This is a genomic window from Sulfoacidibacillus ferrooxidans, from assembly GCF_022606465.1.
Lineage (GTDB): Bacteria > Bacillota > Bacilli > Alicyclobacillales > SLC66 > Sulfoacidibacillus > Sulfoacidibacillus ferrooxidans.
Map to the genome: position 1 here is coordinate 15,192 of NZ_JALBUF010000002.1, position 22,795 is coordinate 37,986.

The 22,795-nt window shown below is 44.4% G+C and carries 19 protein-coding genes; 14 read left to right on the forward strand and 5 right to left on the reverse strand.

Annotated features, from left to right (window positions below; translation table 11 throughout):
- Positions 1–227 precede the first annotated feature (227 nt).
- From MM817_RS04755 to guaA, 6 genes are all read left to right on the forward strand, one after another.
- Complete coding sequence (locus MM817_RS04755) at positions 228–1,139, forward strand: DMT family transporter (RefSeq protein WP_241712305.1); 912 nt, start codon at positions 228–230, stop codon at positions 1,137–1,139.
- A 100-nt stretch (positions 1,140–1,239) separates the two neighbouring features.
- On the forward strand, positions 1,240–2,616 hold the full coding sequence (locus tag MM817_RS04760) for a purine-cytosine permease family protein (protein ID WP_241712306.1): 1,377 nt from the start codon (positions 1,240–1,242) through the stop codon (positions 2,614–2,616).
- 124 nt (positions 2,617–2,740) lie between these two features.
- Positions 2,741–3,706, forward strand: coding sequence for an AAA family ATPase (locus MM817_RS04765; protein WP_241712307.1), 966 nt, complete (start codon positions 2,741–2,743; stop codon positions 3,704–3,706).
- A gap of 8 nt (positions 3,707–3,714) precedes the next feature.
- Entirely contained in the window at positions 3,715–4,905 is a 1,191-nt protein-coding gene (locus MM817_RS04770) for a DUF58 domain-containing protein (RefSeq protein ID WP_241712308.1), read from the forward strand.
- A gap of 19 nt (positions 4,906–4,924) precedes the next feature.
- On the forward strand, positions 4,925–6,952 hold the full coding sequence (locus MM817_RS17220; RefSeq protein WP_241712309.1) for a transglutaminase TgpA family protein: 2,028 nt from the start codon (positions 4,925–4,927) through the stop codon (positions 6,950–6,952).
- A gap of 35 nt (positions 6,953–6,987) precedes the next feature.
- Positions 6,988–8,526 (forward strand): glutamine-hydrolyzing GMP synthase, encoded by a 1,539-nt coding sequence (gene guaA / locus MM817_RS04780; protein WP_241712310.1) that lies wholly within the window; start codon positions 6,988–6,990, stop codon positions 8,524–8,526.
- Between the two features lie 82 nt (positions 8,527–8,608).
- Here the strand turns inward: guaA and MM817_RS04785 are convergent, their stop codons facing one another.
- Positions 8,609–9,187, reverse strand: a complete 579-nt coding sequence (locus MM817_RS04785; RefSeq protein ID WP_241712311.1) for a TlpA family protein disulfide reductase — start codon at positions 9,185–9,187, stop codon at positions 8,609–8,611.
- Between the two features lie 159 nt (positions 9,188–9,346).
- Between MM817_RS04785 and argJ the strand changes: the two genes are divergently transcribed.
- Together argJ and MM817_RS04795 are read left to right on the forward strand one after the other, a co-directional pair.
- Positions 9,347–10,558, forward strand: a complete 1,212-nt coding sequence (gene argJ / locus MM817_RS04790) for a bifunctional glutamate N-acetyltransferase/amino-acid acetyltransferase ArgJ (protein ID WP_241712312.1) — start codon at positions 9,347–9,349, stop codon at positions 10,556–10,558.
- A gap of 30 nt (positions 10,559–10,588) precedes the next feature.
- Positions 10,589–11,104 (forward strand): N-acetyltransferase, encoded by a 516-nt coding sequence (locus tag MM817_RS04795; RefSeq protein WP_241712313.1) that lies wholly within the window; start codon positions 10,589–10,591, stop codon positions 11,102–11,104.
- A 44-nt stretch (positions 11,105–11,148) separates the two neighbouring features.
- Here the strand turns inward: MM817_RS04795 and MM817_RS04800 are convergent, their stop codons facing one another.
- From MM817_RS04800 to MM817_RS04815, 4 genes are read right to left on the reverse strand one after another with little or no spacing between them, the layout of a single operon-like run.
- Positions 11,149–12,864 (reverse strand): PHP domain-containing protein, encoded by a 1,716-nt coding sequence (locus MM817_RS04800; protein ID WP_241712314.1) that lies wholly within the window; start codon positions 12,862–12,864, stop codon positions 11,149–11,151.
- 10 nt (positions 12,865–12,874) lie between these two features.
- Positions 12,875–13,609 carry a CDP-alcohol phosphatidyltransferase family protein gene (locus MM817_RS04805; RefSeq protein ID WP_241712315.1) on the reverse strand — a complete coding sequence of 245 codons (735 nt, stop codon included), beginning with the start codon at positions 13,607–13,609 and terminating at the stop codon, positions 12,875–12,877.
- A gap of 15 nt (positions 13,610–13,624) precedes the next feature.
- A complete protein-coding gene (locus tag MM817_RS04810) occupies positions 13,625–14,362 on the reverse strand; it encodes a phosphocholine cytidylyltransferase family protein (RefSeq protein WP_241712316.1) in 738 nt (245 codons plus the stop codon).
- Positions 14,359–15,510 (reverse strand): glycosyltransferase, encoded by a 1,152-nt coding sequence (locus MM817_RS04815; protein ID WP_241712317.1) that lies wholly within the window; start codon positions 15,508–15,510, stop codon positions 14,359–14,361. The genes MM817_RS04810 and MM817_RS04815 overlap by 4 nt, the downstream gene beginning before the upstream one ends.
- A gap of 535 nt (positions 15,511–16,045) precedes the next feature.
- On the opposite strand from MM817_RS04815, the gene purB reads away from it, so the two are divergent.
- From purB to purF, 6 genes are read left to right on the forward strand one after another with little or no spacing between them, the layout of a single operon-like run.
- On the forward strand, positions 16,046–17,344 hold the full coding sequence (gene purB / locus MM817_RS04820) for an adenylosuccinate lyase (protein WP_241712318.1): 1,299 nt from the start codon (positions 16,046–16,048) through the stop codon (positions 17,342–17,344).
- Positions 17,345–17,374: 30 nt separating this feature from the next.
- Positions 17,375–18,085, forward strand: a complete 711-nt coding sequence (gene purC / locus MM817_RS04825; protein ID WP_241712319.1) for a phosphoribosylaminoimidazolesuccinocarboxamide synthase — start codon at positions 17,375–17,377, stop codon at positions 18,083–18,085.
- 50 nt (positions 18,086–18,135) lie between these two features.
- Positions 18,136–18,393, forward strand: a complete 258-nt coding sequence (gene purS, locus MM817_RS04830) for a phosphoribosylformylglycinamidine synthase subunit PurS (RefSeq protein ID WP_419723369.1) — start codon at positions 18,136–18,138, stop codon at positions 18,391–18,393.
- Positions 18,390–19,082, forward strand: a complete 693-nt coding sequence (purQ, locus tag MM817_RS04835; protein ID WP_241712320.1) for a phosphoribosylformylglycinamidine synthase subunit PurQ — start codon at positions 18,390–18,392, stop codon at positions 19,080–19,082. The genes purS and purQ overlap by 4 nt, the downstream gene beginning before the upstream one ends.
- On the forward strand, positions 19,063–21,369 hold the full coding sequence (gene purL / locus MM817_RS04840; RefSeq protein ID WP_241712321.1) for a phosphoribosylformylglycinamidine synthase subunit PurL: 2,307 nt from the start codon (positions 19,063–19,065) through the stop codon (positions 21,367–21,369). The genes purQ and purL overlap by 20 nt, the downstream gene beginning before the upstream one ends.
- A complete protein-coding gene (purF, locus tag MM817_RS04845) occupies positions 21,354–22,793 on the forward strand; it encodes an amidophosphoribosyltransferase (protein ID WP_241712322.1) in 1,440 nt (479 codons plus the stop codon). The genes purL and purF overlap by 16 nt, the downstream gene beginning before the upstream one ends.
- Positions 22,794–22,795: the final 2 nt, after the last annotated feature.

Genomic DNA, 22,795 nt, shown 5'->3' on the forward strand with positions numbered 1-22,795 from the left:
TATAGATGTCCTGCTATGCTGGGGAAGGAAAGGGTTTCAAACGGTGGATTTCGATTATGATATACAGAGTTGAACACAGTCATTGTAGACCAGAGTAAACGCACCATGATAGAATGATGAAATATACAGTAGGCATTGTTGCGCGCAGGATGCAACAGTGCCTTGAGTTATTGTTGTTTGTGTTTCTTCTTGCAGCATAAATAGAGCATGATAGGGGGAACGATCTTGTGAAGCGAGGTATTTTTTTATTAATTCTCGCCACATTATTGTGGAGTGGCAATTATATAGCAGGGCGTGTCTTAGCTCCAGCTATGCCTGCTTTTTTTCTCAATGGAGTACGGTGGGTCATTTCAGCCATAATTTTGTGGGCGATTTTACGAGCCAAGGGGAAAACGATTCCGCTTAAACAGCAATGGAAGGGACTTCTTAGTCTTGGGATTGTAGGTATGTTTATTTTTTCTACGCTTACGTACTTAGGTTTAAAATCAATACCTGCTGCTCAAGCGGGCATGATCTCTGGCATGATTCCGGTAGTAATTTTACTCTTGAGTGTGCTGATGTTACGTGAGCGACCGCCATTGATTGCTTGGCTTGGTATTATCTTATCAGTTGTAGGTGTCGTTATTTTATTCGGGGCAGGCAATGGCTCCACATTTACCTTATCACTAGGTGATCTTGAACTTATGATTGCAGCAGTTGCGTGGGGCCTTTATACAGTAATCGGTAAAAAGTTAAGTCATCAAATCGATCCATTAACTATGACAGCAGGCGCAGCCATCTATGGGGCGATCCCAAGTGCCATTGCAGGTGCATTATCGTATTCGCCGCACACGGTTCACATGTCAGTAGTGGCGTGGATTTCACTTTTATATGTAAGTACTGCGGCATCTGTCTTGGCGTATTTTGTCTGGACTTCAGGGGTACATGTAGTTGGAGCAAGTCGATCTGCACCATTTATGAATTTACTCCCTATATGGACTGTGATTTTAGGTGTTACGTTATTGCAAGAGCGTCTCAGTACATCGGAGATGATTGGTGGCGCAGTGATACTTATTGGCGCATTTATAGCGAATCAACGTTCACGTGGTAAGCCAGAGTTGGCCATGAGTGATCGTGAGGTAAAAGTAAAAGAGCTGTAGCCAGTTGGAGGCAGCTTGCTTTTTTTTCATCCTTAATGTATATACAAGAGTATATTCGTAGATTGTTTGTGAGAATTGAGTATGATGTGGGGGATATGACATGGCGGTTTCCATGGATCATCGAAACAAAGCGCGATACGGGAATCGCACGTTTCAGGTCGAACCGTATGGGATTGAAAGTGTCGGTCAAGAGGAACGACATGGTACAGTTCGAAGTCAGTTTACACTTTGGCTTGGTAGTAATTTAACGATTGCAGATTTTGCACTCGGATTTTTGCCTGTAAGTCTTGGCTTGCCGTGGCCATGGATTATTGTGTCGATCCTTCTTGGCAACGTAGCTGGCAGTTTGCTTGTTGGTGCATGTTCTGCGATGGGCCCGACGTATGGGGTGCCACAATTGATCATTGGACGATATTCTTTTGGAAAAATTGGAGGTTTATTACCTGCATTATTAAATTACGTGAGTACCATAGGCTGGTTTGCGGTCAATAATATTCTTGGGACATTTGGTCTTCGCGTGTTGTTTCCAGGTCTTTTATTTTGGCAAGGTGCACTGATCTTAGTCGTCATCCAGGGGTTACTTGCTGTATATGGGCATAACTTAATTCATGCGTATGAACGTGTCATGTCTGTGTTGCTTGCGATCTTATTTGCAGTGGTCACCATCATCGCAGCTACGCAAACTGGGAAGTTACTAGCCTATCATCCGACAACACAAGGCTTATGGCCGCTCTTTGCCATTATGGTTGCTGCTGCATTCTCATATGTTGGTAGTTGGGGACCTTACGCATCTGATTATAGCCGTTACTTACCGGTCACAACCGATCGTAAGAAGATCATGTTACACGTTTTTTTAGGATCCTTTATTGCATCAGCGTGGCTAGAGCTTGTTGGAGCACTTGTCGCTGTACTTGCAGGGGCAGGAGCAAGTGATCCGATTGCTGCACTGCACTCGGTAACAGGAGGGTTTGGTGCCATTGCTGTTATTGCTGTGGTGCTTGGTGGAACTGCAGCAGACGCGCTCAATTTATACTCGAATGCTTTGTCAGCAGGTGCACTTGGCATTCGTTTACCGCGTGTCGTTCTTGCTATTGGTGCAAGTTTAATCGGACTTATACTTAGTTTACTCGGTTCCGGACACTTTGAACAAAACTATGAGAACTTTCTGCTGATGTTAGGTTACTGGATGACACCTTGGGTAGGTATTCTCATTACGGATTTCTTTATTTTGCGAAGAGATCGCATCGCTTCAAAAGATATCCGAGCAACTACCCGTGTATTTTGGCCAGGAATTTTAAGTTTCCTTATAGGAATCGTATGCTCATTGCCTTTTATGGATGGTCCATTTTATGAAGGTGCTATTTCAAAAGCTATGGGTGGGGCAGAATTGAGTTTTTATGTTGGATTTTTGGTTGCATCGATTGTGTATTATTTGATGACAAGAAGAGTAGTAAACATGGCTAGTAACTCGCTGTAACCTCGTCATATGGAAACGTTGTACTAGTCTTGATACGTAATGTCACTTTACTTTTGTGGCATTGCGTTTTTTTATGGCACATGTAAAGATTGGGAGAGCACAACTGTATGGGAGGTGTCGCACTTTGCAACATGGAGAGAATGGAGTATGCGATCCATTGGTAAGTATTCAGCGAGTCCTCGACAATGTGAATACCGTTTTGGTCGGTAAAGATGAGGTAATTTGGTTGTGTCTAGTAGCGCTCATTTCTAAAGGTCACGTTTTATTGGAAGATGTTCCTGGGGTCGGGAAGACTCTGCTCGTGCGGGCGTTAGCGAGAAGTCTGGGTTGTGATTATAAGCGCATATCATTTACTCCAGATCTATTACCTGCTGATGTGACTGGGACAGATATCTATAACAGAGAGAGGGAGCAATTTGAGTTTCGACCAGGACCTATCTTTGCACAAATTGTGTTAGCAGATGAGATTAATCGAACGTCGCCACGAACACAGTCTGCATTACTTGAGGCACTTGAAGAGAGAACGGTATCTTGTGACGGAGTAACACATCAATTACCGACGCCATTTTTTGTGTTGGCGACACAAAATCCGATGGAGTACATTGGAACGTATTCACTCCCTGAATCTCAGTTAGATCGATTTTTGATGAAACTATCATTGGGATACCCTGATGCAAGTGAGGAACGAGCGGTCCTCATGCGAGGTATTGATGGAACAGGGGTAGATATACTGCAACCCGTCGTCAGTTCTAATGAAGTGATCAGTTGGCAGAAAGAAGTAGAAAAGATCATAGTCAGTGAGCATATATACGGATATCTTGTGAATCTATTGCAATCGACGCGTACCCATCCTGCCCTTTTGCTTGGTGTTTCTCCCCGCGGTGGTGTGGCTATGATAAAAGCAGCACGAGCACTAGCATGGATGGAAGGGAGAGCGTTTGTTATTCCTGATGATATTAAGCGATTGGTAGTGCCTGTTTTTAGCCATCGGATTTTATTGCACTCCAAAGCACTGATGGAGGGTCGAGATGCACAGTCAGTCATTTTGCAAATTGCTTCGGAGACTGTAGTCCCCGTCCCAGCGGTGTGAGGATAGTTATGCGAGAGCGGTTCATGTTGTTGCTGTTGTATCTTGTTCTTGGTGCTCTTTTCATATTGGCAGTGATCCGCCGCGATGAAGCACTGTGGATGTTATTTGGTGTGTATGTTGGCTTTATCGCTTATGAAACAGCTGTATGGATATCATTTGATCAAGCTTGGCAAGGACTTCGCGTCGTAACTGAGACGGTTGTTCAAGCTGGGGCTAGTGTACGCGTGTCAGTTGAGGCCAGTGCACGAAAAAGATCACGTATGCAACTTGCACTTATCCATATAGAAGATGATCTTCCTATATTTTTGGATTGTGACAAAGTAGTGATAGATACATCTCAACATGTGTATCGAGTTCAATATGATGTACATCAGTTAGTACGCGGAGTGTATGATTTCTCAAAAATAATGGTCAGTGGTCGAGATCTATTTGGTTTGATACAAAGAAAGGTAGATATTCCTTGTGAAACACAAGTGCTCGTTTATCCACGCGTTATGCGCATAGCGAGATGGCGGATGTTGGATGATATAGTGCAGTGTATTCATGAACATGCATGGTACACAGCACTATCGCTAGAGAACGGTAGTGGGACGAGGCTTTATCGTCCGGGTGATCGCTTGTCGCAGATCCACTGGGTATCTTCTGCACGTACAGATGAGCTACGCGTACTGGAAGTAGAACGCACAGCCGAAAAGGCGATGGCCATTTTATTGCATACTCCCACTTTGCGTGAAACGCCTGGTGATGATTCATTTGCACCGTTATTTGAGTTGTCATTGTCAGTGGTAGCTTCCGTTGCACAATATGCATTACAGAGTCACGTTACAATTGATTATTATGACGCCTCACAATCGACTGATGTCATTGTAACAGGGAATAATATTCGTGCCATCGCACCCTTACTGAAAGAACTGGCGAGGGCTGTTCCTAGTGATGGTAGTGTACAGTATGATTTTGATCTATTTTGTCATCTGGAGGGTATTATTCTTGTCGTCGTGACGACTTCACTACAGATTCTTTTCCATCATGTGCAAAGTAAGCGCATGATACGGCCAAGGTCTGTTATTATTTTTTATGTATGTTCACAAGAGTATCAGTTGTCGGAGCTGGACTTAGAAACGATTGCTACTTTTAGGGCACGAGAAGTTCATGTTGCTATCATTCATTCACACGATGATTTTATTCGTGAGTGTTTGTAATGGGTGTGGAGGTGGAGCAGTGCGTGGTGCCTCAAACAACGGAGTGAATGTGTCTGCTAGACTAGCCTTGTGGGGCTTTATTGTTATGCTGTTATTATTATCTCCACTGGGGCAGTTTCATGGGTACATGTTGTGGGCAGGAGCTTATCTCCTTTTTTTATTGGTTTTTCCAAAGGTGCGTTGGGTGTACTGGTTTATTTTTTTCATATTGGTTTTGTTGATGCCTGTTATTGGTTTAACACCCACTCAAAGCATAGCAAATACTATTTTGTTTTTTGTGAGAGATAACCACCACAGCGGCATGGTACATGTTGTGAGATCATGTGCGCGTAGTGTCGCAGTGCTAGGATTTATTTCATTTAGTACAAAACTCCTGGAAGAGTGCTTATGGCGCCCGATCTGGTTATGGGGATATTCACTCGTAGTAGAAAGCGGACTTCTTTTTATCGATTCAGTTAGGAGCGGGCCAGCGACTTCTTATGTTATTCTCATGATTGTACTGAGTTTTGTCATGCTAGCTATGGCTCACGAGCAAGTACAACGCTTATCTTCTAGAATGCTGTATGCAACTCCAGTATTGACACATATGATTCGCTTAACAATCATTATGACTTTATTTACTTTAACTGGATTATTGATACCGCCGATAATGACAACGGTAGTTCCAAACAATTGGCTGGATCAAGAGCAAAAGAGTACACATGAACAGAACGTATTACCAACGGATGGTCTCCGTGTGACCCATCTGGGAGGTCCATTTACAGGTACGCATCACATAGTATTGCGCGTATTTGCCCATGAACCTTCCTATTATCTTGGGGAAGTGTTCAATCAATTCAATGGAGATGGCTGGACAAACCCTGCATCAAGTGAAATAGCTTATCAATATGGACAAGTGTATACAACAAAGCTCAGTTCCTCTCCTGCTTTTATGGGAGGGATGACTACACATCGCTTAAGGCAGACAGTAGAAGTTGTTGCTGGACATTATTCAATGGTATTTGGAGCGTATCAGATCGCAACCATTACATCTTCTACTAATGGATTTGAGTATCACTATCTTCCATCGGGTGATGCCTTCTCATTAGGAGACATAGGACCTGGAACCACCTACACTGTGACATCTGACGTCCCTACACCCAACATTCAGTTGCTTAAAAATGTGCATGATGGGAATCTAGCCTATGCCCTTCCGGATGATCTTCAATTACCCCTGGGGTTACCCAATCGGGATATACTGCTAGCACAGTATCTCACGCAAGGGGTGCATGGAACCTATCAAAAAGTGATGGCTATTATTCAATACCTACGCACGCATGAACATTATGCAACGCAACATATACCAGAAACAAAACCTGGACAGGATTTTGTCGATCAGTTTTTATTTGAGACGCATCGCGGATATTGTGACCAGTTTGCTAGTGCATTAACGATTCTTGCGCGTTCTATTGGTATACCTGCTCGTTATGCAGTTGGTTTTGTGGAAGTGCCATCGACAAAAAGTGATCATGGTCTTCATGAATATGTGTTGCGCGGTACAGATGCACATGCATGGACTCAGATTTGGTTTGCAGGCTATGGTTTTGTATCCTTTGATGCAACGCCACCTACTTCACTCCCCGTCAATCAGATTGCGCTCACTAAAAGCGTAGACACGCAGGATGTAACAGGTAGATTAGCATCGCCTGATGGGGAACGGGTAGTAACACAGCACATCTTTTATGGATTTACTGCTAGTCAGTGGCGATTGACGCTTGTCTTAGTGGTAGGGAGTACTGTAGTATTCGGACTGATCCTCTTTTTATTTGTGCGTAAAATAGGTGGGAAACTTTATAAAAAGCGTGTTGTGTCTATGCAAGAGCGCATAGGTCAAGATTCTTGTGCAGATCTATTTGCCACGCTGTATCAGACGTATGGTCCACGACCGTGTTCCCAAACGCTTCGCGAGTATGTGAGAGAACATGTCGATAGTGACCATGTGACCTATTGGATGCAGATCGTACAACAATATGAGAGAATCTGTTATGGGAAAGAACATCACGATTAAACGAGAACATAGGTGAAAAAGGAGTTGCAACGATTGTGAATGAGCACATAGAGAGAGTAGTTGTCCTTGATTTTGGTGGGCAATATAATCAATTAATTGCACGTAGAATTCGCGATTTACATGTATATTCGGAACTTTTGCCACACGACACGAAAGCAGAACAATTGCGTGAGATGAACGTAGTTGGCATTGTATTTTCAGGTGGCCCGCGCAGTGTATATGATGAAGGGGCTCCTATGGTCGATCCGAATATCTATGAGCTGGGTATTCCAATTCTTGGCATTTGTTATGGGATGCAACTGATGGCGCGTGACTTTCATGCCCATGTCGATCGTGCACATGCGCGCGAGTACGGGAAAGCAACGATCGAGACACAAGTTCAGACAGCGTTGTTTGAAAACACGCCAGCGCATCAAAACGTGTGGATGAGTCACAGCGATATCGTAACAGCCGTTCCGCTACATTTTCAAATTGATGCGGTGACAGCGAGTGCACCTGTCGCTGCAATGAGTTCACCAGAACGAAAGTTATATGGTGTGCAATTTCATCCAGAAGTTCAACATACAGAGCATGGGAATGATATGTTACGCAATTTTTTATATACGATATGTGGATGTAAGGCAGATTGGAGTATGGACTCGTATGTCGACCGCGCAGTTGAAGAAATCCGCGCTAAAGTTGGAGATAAACGCGTTCTAATGGCTCTTTCTGGCGGAGTCGATTCATCGGTTACTGCGGCTCTTATTCATCGTGCAATCGGAGATCGCCTCACTTGTGTATTTGTAGACCATGGGCTACTGCGGTTGGGTGAGGGCGAACAGGTCATGGAGATGTTTGATGGCGTTTTTCACATGGATATACGAAAATTAGACAAGAGTGATCGGTTCTTTGCACTGCTGCGCGATGTAGTAGATCCAGAAATAAAACGTAAGCGAATAGGCAGTGAATTTGTAAAAGTATTTGATGAAATGGCAAAAGAGTTAGGTGATTACGAGTTTTTAGGTCAAGGCACACTGTATACAGATATTATTGAAAGTGGGACAAAGACAGCCGCAACGATCAAATCTCATCATAATGTCGGTGGTCTACCTAAAGATATGCGGTTTGAATTAATTGAACCCCTGCGTTCATTGTTTAAAGATGAAGCGAGAGCACTTGGTGAAGAATTAGGATTACCACATGCGTTTGTATGGAGACAGCCGTTTCCAGGACCTGGACTCGCCATTCGTGTGATGGGCGAAGTAACGCCTGAGCGCGTAGCTATTCTACAAAAAGCAGACGCTATTGTGCGTGAAGAAGTGCTTAAGAACGGACTTGATAAGGAAATTTGGCAGTATTTCGCGGTACTTACTGACACGCATAGTGTAGGGGTTATGGGGGATGAGCGAACGTACTTTGCGACAGTTGCGATTCGCGCGGTGACATCGCGCGATGGTATGACGGCAGAATTTGCACATATACCTTATGATATTCTATCGGTGATGTCCAATCGCATATGCAACGAGGTAGCAGGTGTCAATCGCGTTGTTTACGACGTGACATCGAAGCCTCCAGCTACCATTGAGTGGGAGTAACTAGGAGGACATTTGAGCTAAGGTACTAAGAGGTAGCTCTTGATGGTTATGGTGTATAAGCTATGCGAGTAGGCATAGTTACTTATGCACCGTGGTTGTCAAGAGCTTTTTTCCATATGGGAAAGGTATGCTCGCCCATAAGCTGGTCTATTTTTCCTGATTTTGACGGGAAGATCAACATAGGAAACTCTTTGATCAGCGGACGCCAATGCGCAAGTAGATAATATACAGTGATGCCATGCAGTGAAAATGCGGACTCTTCTTCTGCTGTGAAGTGCTTAGCAGTTTGCAAAGAGGTATTTGGTGCAAAGCCTGTGCTGATCATGATTGGGAAATGACGTAGATGCGACTTATTAGCATTGAGCAACACAAGCGTGCGCTGACAGTGTGGACACCAATAGGCCTCAAATAACAGGGGAGTATGGGATGCATTTAGTACTACGGGCTTTCCTGAAGCTGTGTAGACAGTGAGGTGAGTAAATACTGTAGGATCTGCAATGGTTTGTGGGTTATACGTGGATAGAGGTGTTGTGAGCTCTGAAGTAAGAAGATTTTGGAATGGTGGGTTTGTATGTTCTTCATGCCATTGTATAATTTGTGGACCTCCAATGAGGATGATGGCGAGAAAAACTCCTGCGATAATGTGATATCTCCGATTCATACGTGTCTCCTCTCAGCATTCTGAACAAGCAGTTGTCAGCCTATCTGTATTATAGTCTGTTCACATAAAAATTGCAGATCGACAAAATCATATTGCATAATTATTAATAGACATGTATAGTAATTAGATTATAAGTGATGGATGAAGGAGGCTGATCAGGTGGATGCATCGTCTTCGATCAGTATAACAGATGTACCCGGAGTATCTTGTGCGAGTGGATGGATTGGAATTAAACGCGATGAGCGACCGGACGCAGCTTTGTTTATTTGTGATCATGAAGCAGTCTTTGCTGGGGTTTTTACGACGAATCAATTTCGAAGTGCTTGTGTAGAGAGTTCACTGATGCGGTTACACGGTGGAAAAAGAGTGCGAGCAGTATTGGTTACAAGTGGTAACGCCAATGCAGGTACTGGTCTTGCGGGGCGAGCTGATACGGAATTATTGGCAGCAGGTGTGGCCAAAGAAATTGGATGTCAGGCAGATGAGGTTATTGTATTACACACAGGAGTCATAGGCGTGCCTTTACATGCAGAACGTCTCACTCCACGTCTTTCTGCTCTTATTCAAAGTGCAGGGAGTTCGCGTGTAGCAGGTATGGAAGCTGCTACTGCGATGATGACAACAGATACTTTCCCAAAAACTAGTGTGCATACTATGCAGACTGCTAAAGGTTCTTTTGTCATTGGGGGTGTAGCCAAGGGTGCAGGGATGATTCATCCCCGTCTTGCTACGATGTTATCGGTAATCATCACCAATGTTTCGATCCACCCTGTCGCTTTGCAAAAGGCGTTACATCAAGCAGCCAAAACGAGTTTTAATGCCATTTCGGTGGACGGGGATACGAGTCCAAATGATAGTGTCATCTTGCTTGCTACGGGACATGATGAGGATGTGCTGACAGAGGAATCACCCGAGTATGAGGTATTTATAGAAGAGCTTACCAATGTATGTCAAGACTTAGCGAAAATGATCGTGAAGGATGGTGAAGGGGCAACCAAATTTATTGAGATAGCAGTAACTGGTGGAGCATCTGATGACGATGTAGAGCGAATTGCACATGCGGTTTCCACTTCGACACTCGTAAAAACTGCTTTTTACGGAGAGGATTTCAATCCTGGACGCATCATTTCAGCGATTGGTCGTGCAGGTGCACACATGGATATCGAACAGTTACAGGTAAAAATCAGTGAACACATGGTATTTGCTGATGGAGCATGTACACCTGTGGATGAACAAATCGCGAAGGAAGTAATGAGTCAAGCGGAGATTATGGTTGCTATAAACCTTGGGGTCGGGGATTGTGCGGGAACCTATTTTACATGTGATTTAACTCATGACTATGTGCAGATCAATAGTGAGTATACGACTTGATGCATCTTATATAAAGAAAGGATTGTGCGAATGATGATTCGGAAGGCGACTATTCTCGATGTGGATGATATCACTACATTGCTGCGTGACTATGCACAACAGGGATTGTTGTTGGTGCGTTCACGGCAATCGATTTGCGAAAATATCTTATCCTTTTATGTGATCGAAGAGGATGGGGTTGTAGTAGGTGTAGGTGCTCTTCATATATTGGGGGACGATCTTGCAGAAATTCGATCCCTTGCTATTGCAGAGAGTGCACAAGGAAGAGGGTATGGACGGCTTCTTGTGGATGCCTTGTTTGCTAAAGCGCAGGCTTTGCAAATTCCGCGGGTACTATCTCTGACGTATCAAGAAATATTTTTTGCACGCTGTGGATTTACTGTAGTTGAGAAGAGTAGTTTGCATCAAAAGATCTGGAAGGACTGCATTAATTGCAAAAAGTTCCCTGTATGTGATGAGATTGCGATGATTCGCAATACAAATGTCAGTGGTAAAGTAGCGGATCCACTATGGATTGAACCACCACTCTACCAAACATCGAGTTGATCGCATCGCAGTTTGTCTAAAGACATGTCTTGCAAGGACGAATACTATCTTCCTGTTCCTAGCCACTGCGAAAGTTGACTGACATTAAAAGTATTGATAATACGATCTGGGGTAAGTAAGCCTTTTCGTCCCATAGTAGCACCATAAATGGTTAGTCGCTCTAAATCATGTACACTATGAGCGTCGCTATCGATTGCAAATGTGCAGTGGCTGCTCATGGCTACACGTAGCCACTGTGGGTCTAGATCCAGACGACTAGGATTACAGTTTAATTCAAGTGCTATATGACTGTGTTCTGCCGCACTAAATACGCGATCAAAGTCAATGGTATAGCTGTCACGTAAGCCGATCATGCGTCCAGTTGGGTGTGCGATGACATCGACGTGTGGGGACTCAATCGCGTAAAGTAGACGTGCAGTAAGCTCCGCTTTGGATTGAGTCATCGCAGTGTGAATGGATGCGACAACAAAATCTAGTTGTTCAAGAATGACATCTGGGAAGTCAAGTGTTGCGTCTGCTAGTATGTCTACTTCTGTGCCGTGAAAAATTGTAATAGTAGGATATTTCTCGCGCAGTGCATAAATTTCTTCTTGTTGGCGCATGAGTCGATCGATAGAGAGTCCGTGTGCGATATCTAAAGATTGGGAGTGGTCAGTAATCGCCATACAGATATATCCTTTTTCAATACAACGCTCTATCATTGCTTCCATAGTATCTGCGCCATCACTGTATGTGGAATGCATATGCAGGTCAGCTTTAATTTGCTCTGCTTGCACGAGTTCAGCGAATACCGCATCTAGACATCCTTCTTCTCGAAGTTCTGGCAGGAGATAAGGATGTTGTAATGTTCGGTAGACTTCTTCTTCCGTCTGGATCGATGTATATGCAATAGGCGAAAGCGATCGATCTTTTGCTTGTTTGTTCAGTCGTTGTGCATGTGCTTTATCTCCTGTAGTGAGGGTCCATGCTAGAGCAAACGTTTGTGGAGTGACAAGATAAAGAATGATGGGAACCTCATGATCATCAAATTCGACCATTTTTTCTAGTGTCATTTGTATCATGGGAAAGTCTGGCCATTCATTCTTGTTGGTTGACTTGTGTGCGGGAGCATATCCAAGTTGACTCAATTGGACGATGATCGAAGAGCTTCCATCAAAGCTAGCCAATAGTTCGACTTTTGTAGAGATAGGGCACATGCGTCGTACGGATCCTGTCAATTCTATCTTTGAAAGCTGTGGGATGGATTTGATGATCTGATCGATACTACGCTGTGCAATTCTTAGACTCACTGGCAGAGATAGAGCAGACTTACGTAATCTCAGCTTTTCAATAGCCTGTTGGAGATGAGGCAACTGCGTATCGGGTAGAACATGAGCAAAAGCGAGACTGCCCTTAGTCAATGCCTTTTCAAGCTCTTCTAGCGAACGGATGCCCAAAATCCGATAGAGTCTACCGGTTAATTTGGGGGTAAATCCAGGAAGCTCCATCAGTTCGAGTAATGACCATGGCACAGAAATAGGTAGTGCAGTCATAGTTGCTTTGCGGCCTTGTGTAAGCAATAAGTGTATACTTGTAAGCACAGATTCTGAAAAAGAAAACTGCGTGCGCAATTGTTCTATGTCGAGCTTTGTATGTGTTGGTAACTTGCGAATCGCATCTGCGGCAGATCGATAATGCGCTACTTGTTCTTCCCCATCGCGCATCAGTGAATAAAGAGTGGAGATCGCGCGGAGGTTGCGCACAACGCCTCGTTTATCCATCGTACATCCCCTAACTTTCTAATCGCTGTTTAGCAATAGTGGCAATGGGTCGATAAATGATCATGACCAAAGCCACGTAAGTAACAACTATAAGCGTTGTTTTTTCATTTGTGAGAACAAGTAATAGTCCAGTTAAAAAGTATTGTTCGCCAATAGTAAATCCACGAAATGGAATATATGAACGAAACGTGCGTAAAGACTGATACGTACGGCCTTGTGTAGCGGTTGTGACAGGACGATCTTGTGATTGCGCCACTACGTTGTTGTTGGCCTTCATGTCACCAATTTTTCCTCGTTGTTGGTCATAATATTCAAGCATAAATAACACAAATAACTCAGCTAACGCATATTCCCACACAGAGGTACCTGTGTGAAAGCGAGCATAGCCATAGGCGAGAGATAAAGCAAGAACATATTCCTTGATACGATCTGCTGTTTGATCAAGCCATGCGCCGTAAGAAGAAAATTGCTGTTTAAAGCGTGCCAATTGGCCATCTGCACAATCGAAGATGAAGGATATTTGGTGAACGAGAACACCAAGAAGAATCATCTCACGCGTTCCCAAACTAAATAGCCAAGCTGAAAATAATAACAGAAAAAAAGATGCCAAAGTGACTTGGTTGGGTGTAATAGGTGTCTTTCTTATCATATATACAAAACGCAGTGAAAAAAAATAATAAAAGTAGTTGGTCCATATATCAGCTGGTCGTTTAGCACAGGCATTTATGGCTTTAAAATCAGACATGAATCGTAACTCCTTCTATTCGCCGAAATGCTTAATCACATAGGATACTGCGTAATCATAGTCTTCTTTAAAATCGACTTCCACACAGGGAATACCTGTGATGTCAACGGGAGTTAAGGTATCTGTGCGCGTCAGTTCGTCTAGTGCATATTCGAAAAACTTGCGTTCATTACCTGGGATGGCCAAACGAGCGACCGTCTCTCGGAAGGAATGAACAAATGATCCAGAGAATTTCGCCACACCGATAAATTCACCTAAGCAAATGTTCGGATCCATCTCTTTGCCAATCTCGATAATGCTGTTTTGTGATACTCGAACTTTCACTTCTTCTTCGCGGCATTGTTTGCAATCAATGGCAAGGAAAGCGCCATTTTCATATGGATCTAAGCGTGTGACGATCTCTTTATGGAAAACAACGTCTGCATTTAAATAGTAGAAGTCACGCTCAGGAACTTGTGCAAATGCCATCGCTAAGGAAAAGAGCGTGTTAGTTGTCGCATAATCTTCATTGACCACATAGGTCACACGCAGTTGTGGCCACTTTTCTTGCAATTGTGCCCGCACGAGTTCTTGTTTATAGCCTACGACAATAACAATGTCTTCAATTCCAATAGAAGTAAGTGCATAGAGCTGCCAATCTAAAATGGTGCGGTCACCCATGGGAAGTAGACATTTAGGTGTCTCATCTGTTAGTGGGCGCAAGCGACTAGAAAGACCAGCTGCAAGAATGATGGCTGTTGCATGGGTTGTCATTTCGTGATCTCCTTCAATAAATCATTGGTTTTTGCAATACGATGAGACCAAGCATTGTCTTTGGCAAACTTTTCCCGGATCGTATGATCAATGCGCCCCGAACCAGCTACAATGTTATCGATATGTTGTGCAAATTCCTCTGCATTTTTACCAATGTGAACTGCTTCTTGCATCCCAAGTAATTCTCGCATTGGAGTGGCGATGACTTCAATTCCAGCAGCTAAATATTCATATACTTTCACTGGATTAACACTCTCAGTTAAGTCATTGAGTTTAAAAGGTGCAAGTCCTACGTCAAATGCTTGGACATATTGAGGTAACTCCACATACGGTTTTGGCCCTAGGACTTTGACGTTTGGGAGGCGAGAAAGTGCACTGATATCAGTTAACACAGGACCGATTAAGACAAGTGTATAGTTTTTTCGAAGGGAAGCAAGCTCTGTGAGTAACTGGATGTCAATCCAATCAGCAATACCACCTACAAACCCGATAATCACTTGGGCGCCAATGGATTGCTTCCATTTGGATGCTTTTTCGATGCTATCCTTTGTTTTAGCAAAGTGATCGATGTGTACGCCGTTTGGCACAAGGATAGGTGTCGCACCAAAGCGCTCTAGTTGTTCTGCTAATTTATGTGATGTTGCAAAAACTACATCTGATTGTTGTACAAGTCTTTGTTCCATGTTTCGTACGTAAGACTTAGAGATTAAGCCTGTAAACGAGGCATGATCGTCGACACAATCATAGAGTACCCGCTTTTTCCCAGTTAACAATGGGAGGAGATCGGTGGCAGTTGGTAATAATGAATAAAGTATATAGGTATCAATGTGTAAACGTAATAACTCAGCATTGATTGCACGCGCAATTCTATGTTGATTCCAAATATTTGAAAGTGGGGTCATTGAGCCAAAAGGTGCAATAATGGGTGGCTCTAACACATGAATATGTGGCTCTACAGTATGGCTCTGCCACTGTGTCTTCCATTTATGTAGCAATGTCTTATCTTTAAGCGGAGAAAGCCAAGTGATCGGCGCATTGACATATAAAATATTCCATCCGAGTTGTGCTAGTCCGCGCAGCATATGGTGTGGACGATGATTAATGCCTTGCCAGTCAGTAGATCCGATGCAAATAATCCATGGTTCCAAGAGTATTGAGAACCCCTTCCACTTTGTGCTATAGAAATGCCCATTTTTTAAGTAAAGCATATAAAAATGAGTACTGTCAATCTTTCTGTGATTTGTGTGTGCTATTGGTTGACGATGAATTGATGGTCTTTGTAATTACATAAGTTGAGCGCGGTGTCCAGCAGTTAAATTTCCAATTGGGGTGCGTTTCATAGCCGAGTCGTGAGCATATGAATTGAACGCCTGTATGCGTTTTAACTGGTTGGATATGTTGACATGTCGCGCAAAAGTGAATATCACGACCCAATTCGTCTAGGTCCTTAGATGATGGGGAGCGATCGTACACGTTCAATTCCTCCTATATTGGTTTGGAAATTGCCTGTGACTGGTCAAAACAACCTTAAAATGCGAACAATAAAATAGATTTTATGTGTAACGTTCGTATTTTCATTGACCCTCGTCGACGAAGTTGGTAGACTGAGGGTGCAACCACTTGATCTAAAGCATAACACGAACTTAGCCCGCTCGTCTGTGGGCAGGAACGAGGGATTTACACATGATAGAACGTTATTCGCTGCCTGAAATGGCTGCGATTTGGACTTTGGAGAATCGTTATCAGGCATGGCTTGAAGTTGAAATTGCCGCATGTGAGGCGTGGGCAGAACTGGGCGTCATTCCAGTTGAAGATGCAGCAAAAATCCGCGCTCACGCTAAGGTAGATGTAGAGCGTGCATTAGAGATTGAAAAAGAAACACGTCATGATGTCGTTGCATTTACACGTGCTGTATCAGAGACACTTGGAGCAGAGCGCAAATGGGTGCACTTCGGACTCACTAGCACAGATGTCGTTGATACCGCGCTAGGTGTGCAATTGAAACAGGCCAACGCATTGATTGTACAAAAACTTAAAGAGTTTACGAATACGTTGCGTTCGCAAGCACTGCGCTATCGCGATACAGTGATGATGGGACGAACACATGGCGTTCACGCAGAACCCACAACTTTTGGTTTGAAATTGGCGTTGTATTATGCGGAGATGGTGCGCAATCTAGATCGCTTTGCCCATGCTAGTGACAACGTACAGTATGGAAAGCTTTCTGGCGCAGTAGGAACGTATGCCAACATTGATCCACGAGTAGAAGAGATGGTTTGTGACCGTTTAGGATTGAAGGCAGCACCTATTTCCACCCAAACACTGCAGCGTGATCGACATGCGGAGTACATGGCGACACTGGCACTGATTGGCACCTCACTCGATAAGATTGCCACAGAGATCCGCGCGCTACAAAAAACAGAAATTCGTGAAGTAGAAGAACCTTTCTATGCTGGACAAAAAGGTTCTTCAGCTATGCCACATAAGCGCAACCCTGTGACATGTGAACAGATCTCAGGATTATCTCGAGTTCTGCGTGGCAATATGGTTGCTGCATATGAAGATGTAGTGTTATGGCATGAAAGGGATATCTCACATTCATCAGTAGAACGAGTTATTTTACCTGATAGCACCATTTTGTTGCACTATCTCTTGCATAAAATGACGAATATCGTCGCCAATTTGACTGTATTCCCTGAAAACATGAAACGCAATATGAATCGCACCTTTGGCTTGATTTATTCTCAACGTGTATTGCTTGCACTTGTAGAACATGGGGTGGCACGGGAAGAAGCGTATGACGCGGTGCAAGCTAAGGCGATGCAAGCGTGGGAAGAACAACGTCCATTTCGCGAGCTAATTGAGGAATCTCCACTTGTGCAGCAGCATCTAACCAATAACGATCTAGATGGCTGTTTTGATTACGCCTTTCATTTACAACATGTTGAGATGATTTTTAAACGATTAGGGATTGAAGCATAGTTCCAGGATGATGTCATGGAGGGGATTGTCATGCAAAAGGGTCAAATGGTATACGAAGGGAAAGCAAAACGCGTATATGAATGTGAACGGGATGACGCGTACATTGTGGAATTCAAAGACGATGCTACAGCCTTTAACGGACAAAAGAAAGGCTCGATCACAAAAAAAGGTGTTTATAATAACGCAATTAGCACTGTTTTTTTTGATTGGTTGAAGCAAGAAGGGATTGTCACACATTATATCGACACGCTCTCAGAACGCGAGATGCTGGTGAAGCGGGTACGCATTATTCCCGTTGAAGTCGTTACGCGCAATGTTGCAGCAGGTACCCTTGCTTCGCGCCTTGGGTTAATTGAGGGCGAAAAACTGAAGCAGACGGTAGTAGAATTTTATTTAAAAAATGATGAACTCGGAGATCCGCTGATCAATCATTCACATGCAGTGGCGCTCGAATTGGCTACTCGCGAGGAACTTGACCACTTAGAACGGACAGCACTGATGATTAATGACATTTTGTATGAACGGCTTCATACAAAAGGAGTGCTTTTAGTCGACTTTAAATTGGAATTTGGTGTAACAGCAGAAGGTGAGATTGTTCTTGCAGATGAGATCTCTCCTGATACTTGCCGCTTTTGGGATGAGCAAACGAATGAGAAATTGGACAAGGACCGCTTTCGAAGAGATTTGGGTCGCGTAGAAGAAGCCTATCAGGAGATATTACATCGAATCCAAAACAAATAGCTACGCACAAGAGTATGGTGGATACTTATTACTTTTGAGGAGGAGAAGCAGTGAACTTCTTGGCCAAAATTTATGTAACGCTTAAAGCAAGTGTGCTAGATCCACAAGGAACGACAGTTACACATGCATTACATGCGCAGAATTTCCTATCCGTGAGTGATGTTCGCGTTGGGAAGTATATGGAGGTCACATTGTCTGCACAGTCTAAAGAGGAAGCAGCTACGCTTGTGCGCGACATGTGCGATCAACTTCTTACGAATCCTGTTATAGAGACCTATACGTTTGAATTGACAGAGGCGCAATCATGAAGTGCGCAGTGATTCAATTTCCAGGGAGTAATTGTGATCTTGATGCGGTGAAGGCAATTTCGCAAACGGTATCGCAACCAGTCGAGCTTATCTGGCATACGGCAACCAATCTTGCTGCCTATGATTTGATTGTTGTACCGGGTGGCTTTTCATACGGGGATTATCTGCGAGCAGGTGCGATTGCAAGGTTTGCACCTGTGATGAGAGAGGTCGAGAAGGCTGCACAAGAAGGAAGATATGTTCTTGGAATTTGCAATGGATTTCAAATTTTAACGGAAGCAAAATTGTTGCCAGGTGCATTGCGACGAAATGAATCGTTGCAATTTCGCTGTGAAATGGCCCAATTGGTAGTGGAAAATAACCGCACAGCGTTTACTGATCACTATGCTGTTGGTGAACAGATTGCGATCCCGATTGCACATGGTGAAGGCAATTATTACGCAGATGAGCGCACTCTACACCAATTACAGGAGAATGGCCAAATCGTGTTTCGTTATGCAAAAGAGCATAATCCCAATGGTTCTGTGGACGACATTGCAGGGATCGTCAATGAACGCGGCAATGTGCTTGGTATGATGCCACATCCAGAGCGAGCTGTTCACTCTTTACTTGGCAGTGAAGATGGCGTTCGATTATTTTCTTCGATATTACACGTTTGGGGGGAAACACATGCGTCCATCCGGTCCTAGTGAGTCACAGGTAGAGGGGACAGGCCTCCCTACGGCACTTGAAGTGAAAGAACAGAAGATTTACCGTACATTTGGTCTAACAGATGCAGAATATGAACACATCGTAGAGTTGTTAGTGCGTGAGCCTAATTATGTGGAAACAGGCATTTTTAGCGTGATGTGGTCTGAACATTGTAGTTATAAGAGTTCCAAAAAAGTGCTGCGTCGCTTTCCTACCGATGGTCCGTCTGTCTTGCAAGGACCTGGTGAAAATGCAGGGATTGTCGATATCGGCGATGGTCTTGCAGTTGCCTTTAAAATCGAGAGTCACAATCACCCTACAGCGATTGAACCGTATCAAGGTGCCGCAACGGGTGTTGGCGGGATTATACGCGATGTATTTACGATGGGAGCAAGGCCGATCGCTTTGTTAAATAGTCTGCGATTTGGCGAATTAGATGATGCGCATACGAGGTACTTATTTGCAGAGTCTGTAGCAGGTATCGGGGGATACGGCAATTGTATCGGTATCCCAACGGTGGGCGGAGAAGTGGTATTTGACAATCGCTATCAGCATAATCCATTGGTGAATGCAATGTGCGTGGGGTTGATGACGCATGAGCAGATCGCTAGAGGGAGCGCTAGTGGGGTTGGCAATCCGGTATTGATCGTAGGTGCGCGCACAGGGCGCGATGGCATTCACGGGGCAACCTTTGCATCCGCTATTGATCCGCATGCAAAAGAGCGGTCAGCTGTGCAAGTGGGCGATCCATTTATGGGAAAATTGCTACTTGAGGCGTGTTTGGAACTCATTGCTACAGGTAAGGTGGTTGGGATTCAAGATATGGGGGCGGCAGGTCTCACGTCTTCTGCAGCAGAGATGGCGAGCCGTGCAGGTAGTGGATTGACTATCGATGTAGCGCAAGTACCTTGTCGCGAAAGTGGCATGAACCCCTATGAGATTATGCTATCGGAGTCGCAAGAGCGCATGCTTGTGGTCATGCAGCAAGGACAAGAAGAAGTGGCTACAACCATTTTTGAAAAATGGAATTTACACGCGACGGTGATTGGCCAAGTAACTGATGACCAGATGTTGCGCGTATTGGAGCATGGGGACGTGGCGGCAGAGATTCCTGTTTTTGCACTGGTAGATGAAGCTCCTGTATTAGATCGACCTGCACTGCGCCCTGATTATCTAGATGCACTACAAGGCGCGCCACAGATCACTGAGTTAGGGGATGTAGTGGAGAAGTTGTGTGCACTGTTAGCGCGACCTACGATTGCAAGTAAAGAGTGGGTGTATGATCAGTACGATTCGATGGTGCGCACAGAAACGTTTGTTCGGCCGGGGTCCGATGCCGCTGTGGTGGGGATTCCAGGTACGCAAAAGGCGATTGCACTTGTGACAGATGGCAATGGCCGACACGTATATCTTGATCCCTATACAGGTGGGCTTAGGGCAGTTGCTGAGGCAGCGCGTAATATCGTATGCACTGGGGCACAACCATTAGCTGTAACGGATTGCTTGAATTATGGGAATCCAGAAAAGCCGGAGATTTTCTATCAACTCGAGCGTTCTGCAGATGGTTTATCTAAAGCTTGTGAGGCATTTGGGACGCCTGTCATTAGCGGCAATGTATCGCTCTATAACGAATCACATGGCGTAGATATTTACCCGACTCCGGTCATTGGTATGGTGGGATTGTTAGAGGACAGATCACAACTCATCACAAGTGCATTTCGCACAGCAGGGGATGAGATCTTTGTTCTAGGTGATTTAGAACGGATGCAAACAGCCGGACTGGGTGGATCTGAATACCTTTTTCTAGAAGGCGTTGATCAAGCGTTACAGTATCGATTGCCAGAAATTCATTTAGAAGCAGAGCTGGCTCTACAAAAATGCATGCTTGCATTGGCAAAAGAGAATCTCGTCCAATCGGCACACGATGTGTCAGATGGTGGTCTTCTAGTGGCCATCGCTGAGTCTGCGATGGCAGGAAATCTTGGAGCAAAGATCCAACTGAATGTAAGCCGTACGAATGCTGACCATGTTCTGTCAAATGAAGAAGTATTGTCGCTTTTCTTTGGAGAGGGCGCGAGTCTGATCGTGCTAACAGCAAAAGCAGGAAGCAAAGAGTTGATCGCGCGTATTGCTGCAACACATAGTGTACCACTGTTGCATGTGGGCAGTATAGAGGATTCTTCACATATTCATGTATCCATTGGCGATAAAGTCTACATGCAAGCACCAATAGAGCGACTTCAAGCAGCATGGCGAGGAGCGATTACATCATGGATGAAGCGTTAGACATGTTTGACAAAATGCATGAGGAATGTGGCGTTTTTGGGATTTTCGGTCACGAGCAGGCCGCACAGCTTTCTTATTATGGGCTATATGCTTTGCAACACAGGGGTCAAGAGAGCGCAGGAATTGCTGTGATTGATGGACACACGATGCACAGTCATCGTGGAATGGGGTTAGTGACAGAAGTATTTTCTGGTGATCGCTTACAAACATTGCCTGGATATGCTGCAGTGGGACATGTGCGGTACTCGACTACTGGTGAGAGTTCGATTCGCAATGCGCAGCCGCTTGTCTTTGATTTTCGGCAAGGCAATATCGCGCTTGCACACAATGGCAATCTCGTCAACGCACGGCAAATTCGCGATATTTTAGAACATCAGGGAAGTATCTTTCAATCGACAAGTGATACAGAAGTTGTAGCGCACTTGATCGCGCGAGGAATGTATAAGACGATTTCAGAGAATGTTCGCGAGAGCATGTCAATGTTAAAGGGTGCATATGCATTCGTCATTCTAACCGATCATGAGCTCATCGCTATGCGCGATCCACAAGGATTGCGGCCTATGGCACTTGGCCAATTGGATGGAGCTTACGTAGTAGCTTCCGAAACCTGTGCATTTGATACCATTGGCGCGACGTTTATTCGGGACATTGAGCCAGGTGAAATGCTGATTATCGATGATCAAGGCTTGCATGAGCAACGTTTTTCTGAATCATCGCGAAAGGCGTTATGTACATTTGAATACATTTATTTTGCTCGACCTGATAGCGACATCGACGGGTTCAATGTGCATATGGTGCGCAAACAACTCGGTAAACTTCTCGCACATGAGTCGCCAGTAGAGGCTGATGTAGTTATTGGCGTTCCTGATTCTAGCATTTCTGCGGCCATAGGCTATGCAGAAGAAGCACATTTGCCCTATGAAATTGGCTTGATTAAAAATAAATACAGTGGGCGAACTTTTATTCAGCCATCTCAGGAATTGCGGAGTTTAGGTGTTCGTTTAAAGCTAAGTGCCGTGAAAAAAATCGTTGCAGGTAAGCGTGTGGTCATGGTTGACGATTCGTTAGTTCGCGGTACCACAAGTGCGCGTCTTGTCAGTCTCTTGCGTGAAGCAGGGGCAACAGAAGTGCATGTTCGGATCTCTTCACCACCTGTGCGACACTCTTGCTTTTATGGAATCGACACATCAGCGCGCGAAGAGTTGATCGCTTCTAAACAGACGATAGCAGAAATTCAAGCGTTTATTGGAGCAGATAGTTTGGCCTATATGGAGGAAGCGACGATGCTCTCGGCATTTGGTGTGAAGGCAAATGAGAAACACGGTTTCTGTAATGCTTGTTTTACGGGCATGTATCCTACAGAAATATACCCGAGTTCTAAAACGATGCTAGAAGAGCGTGGAAAACAACCAGTAGAAAGGTAGGA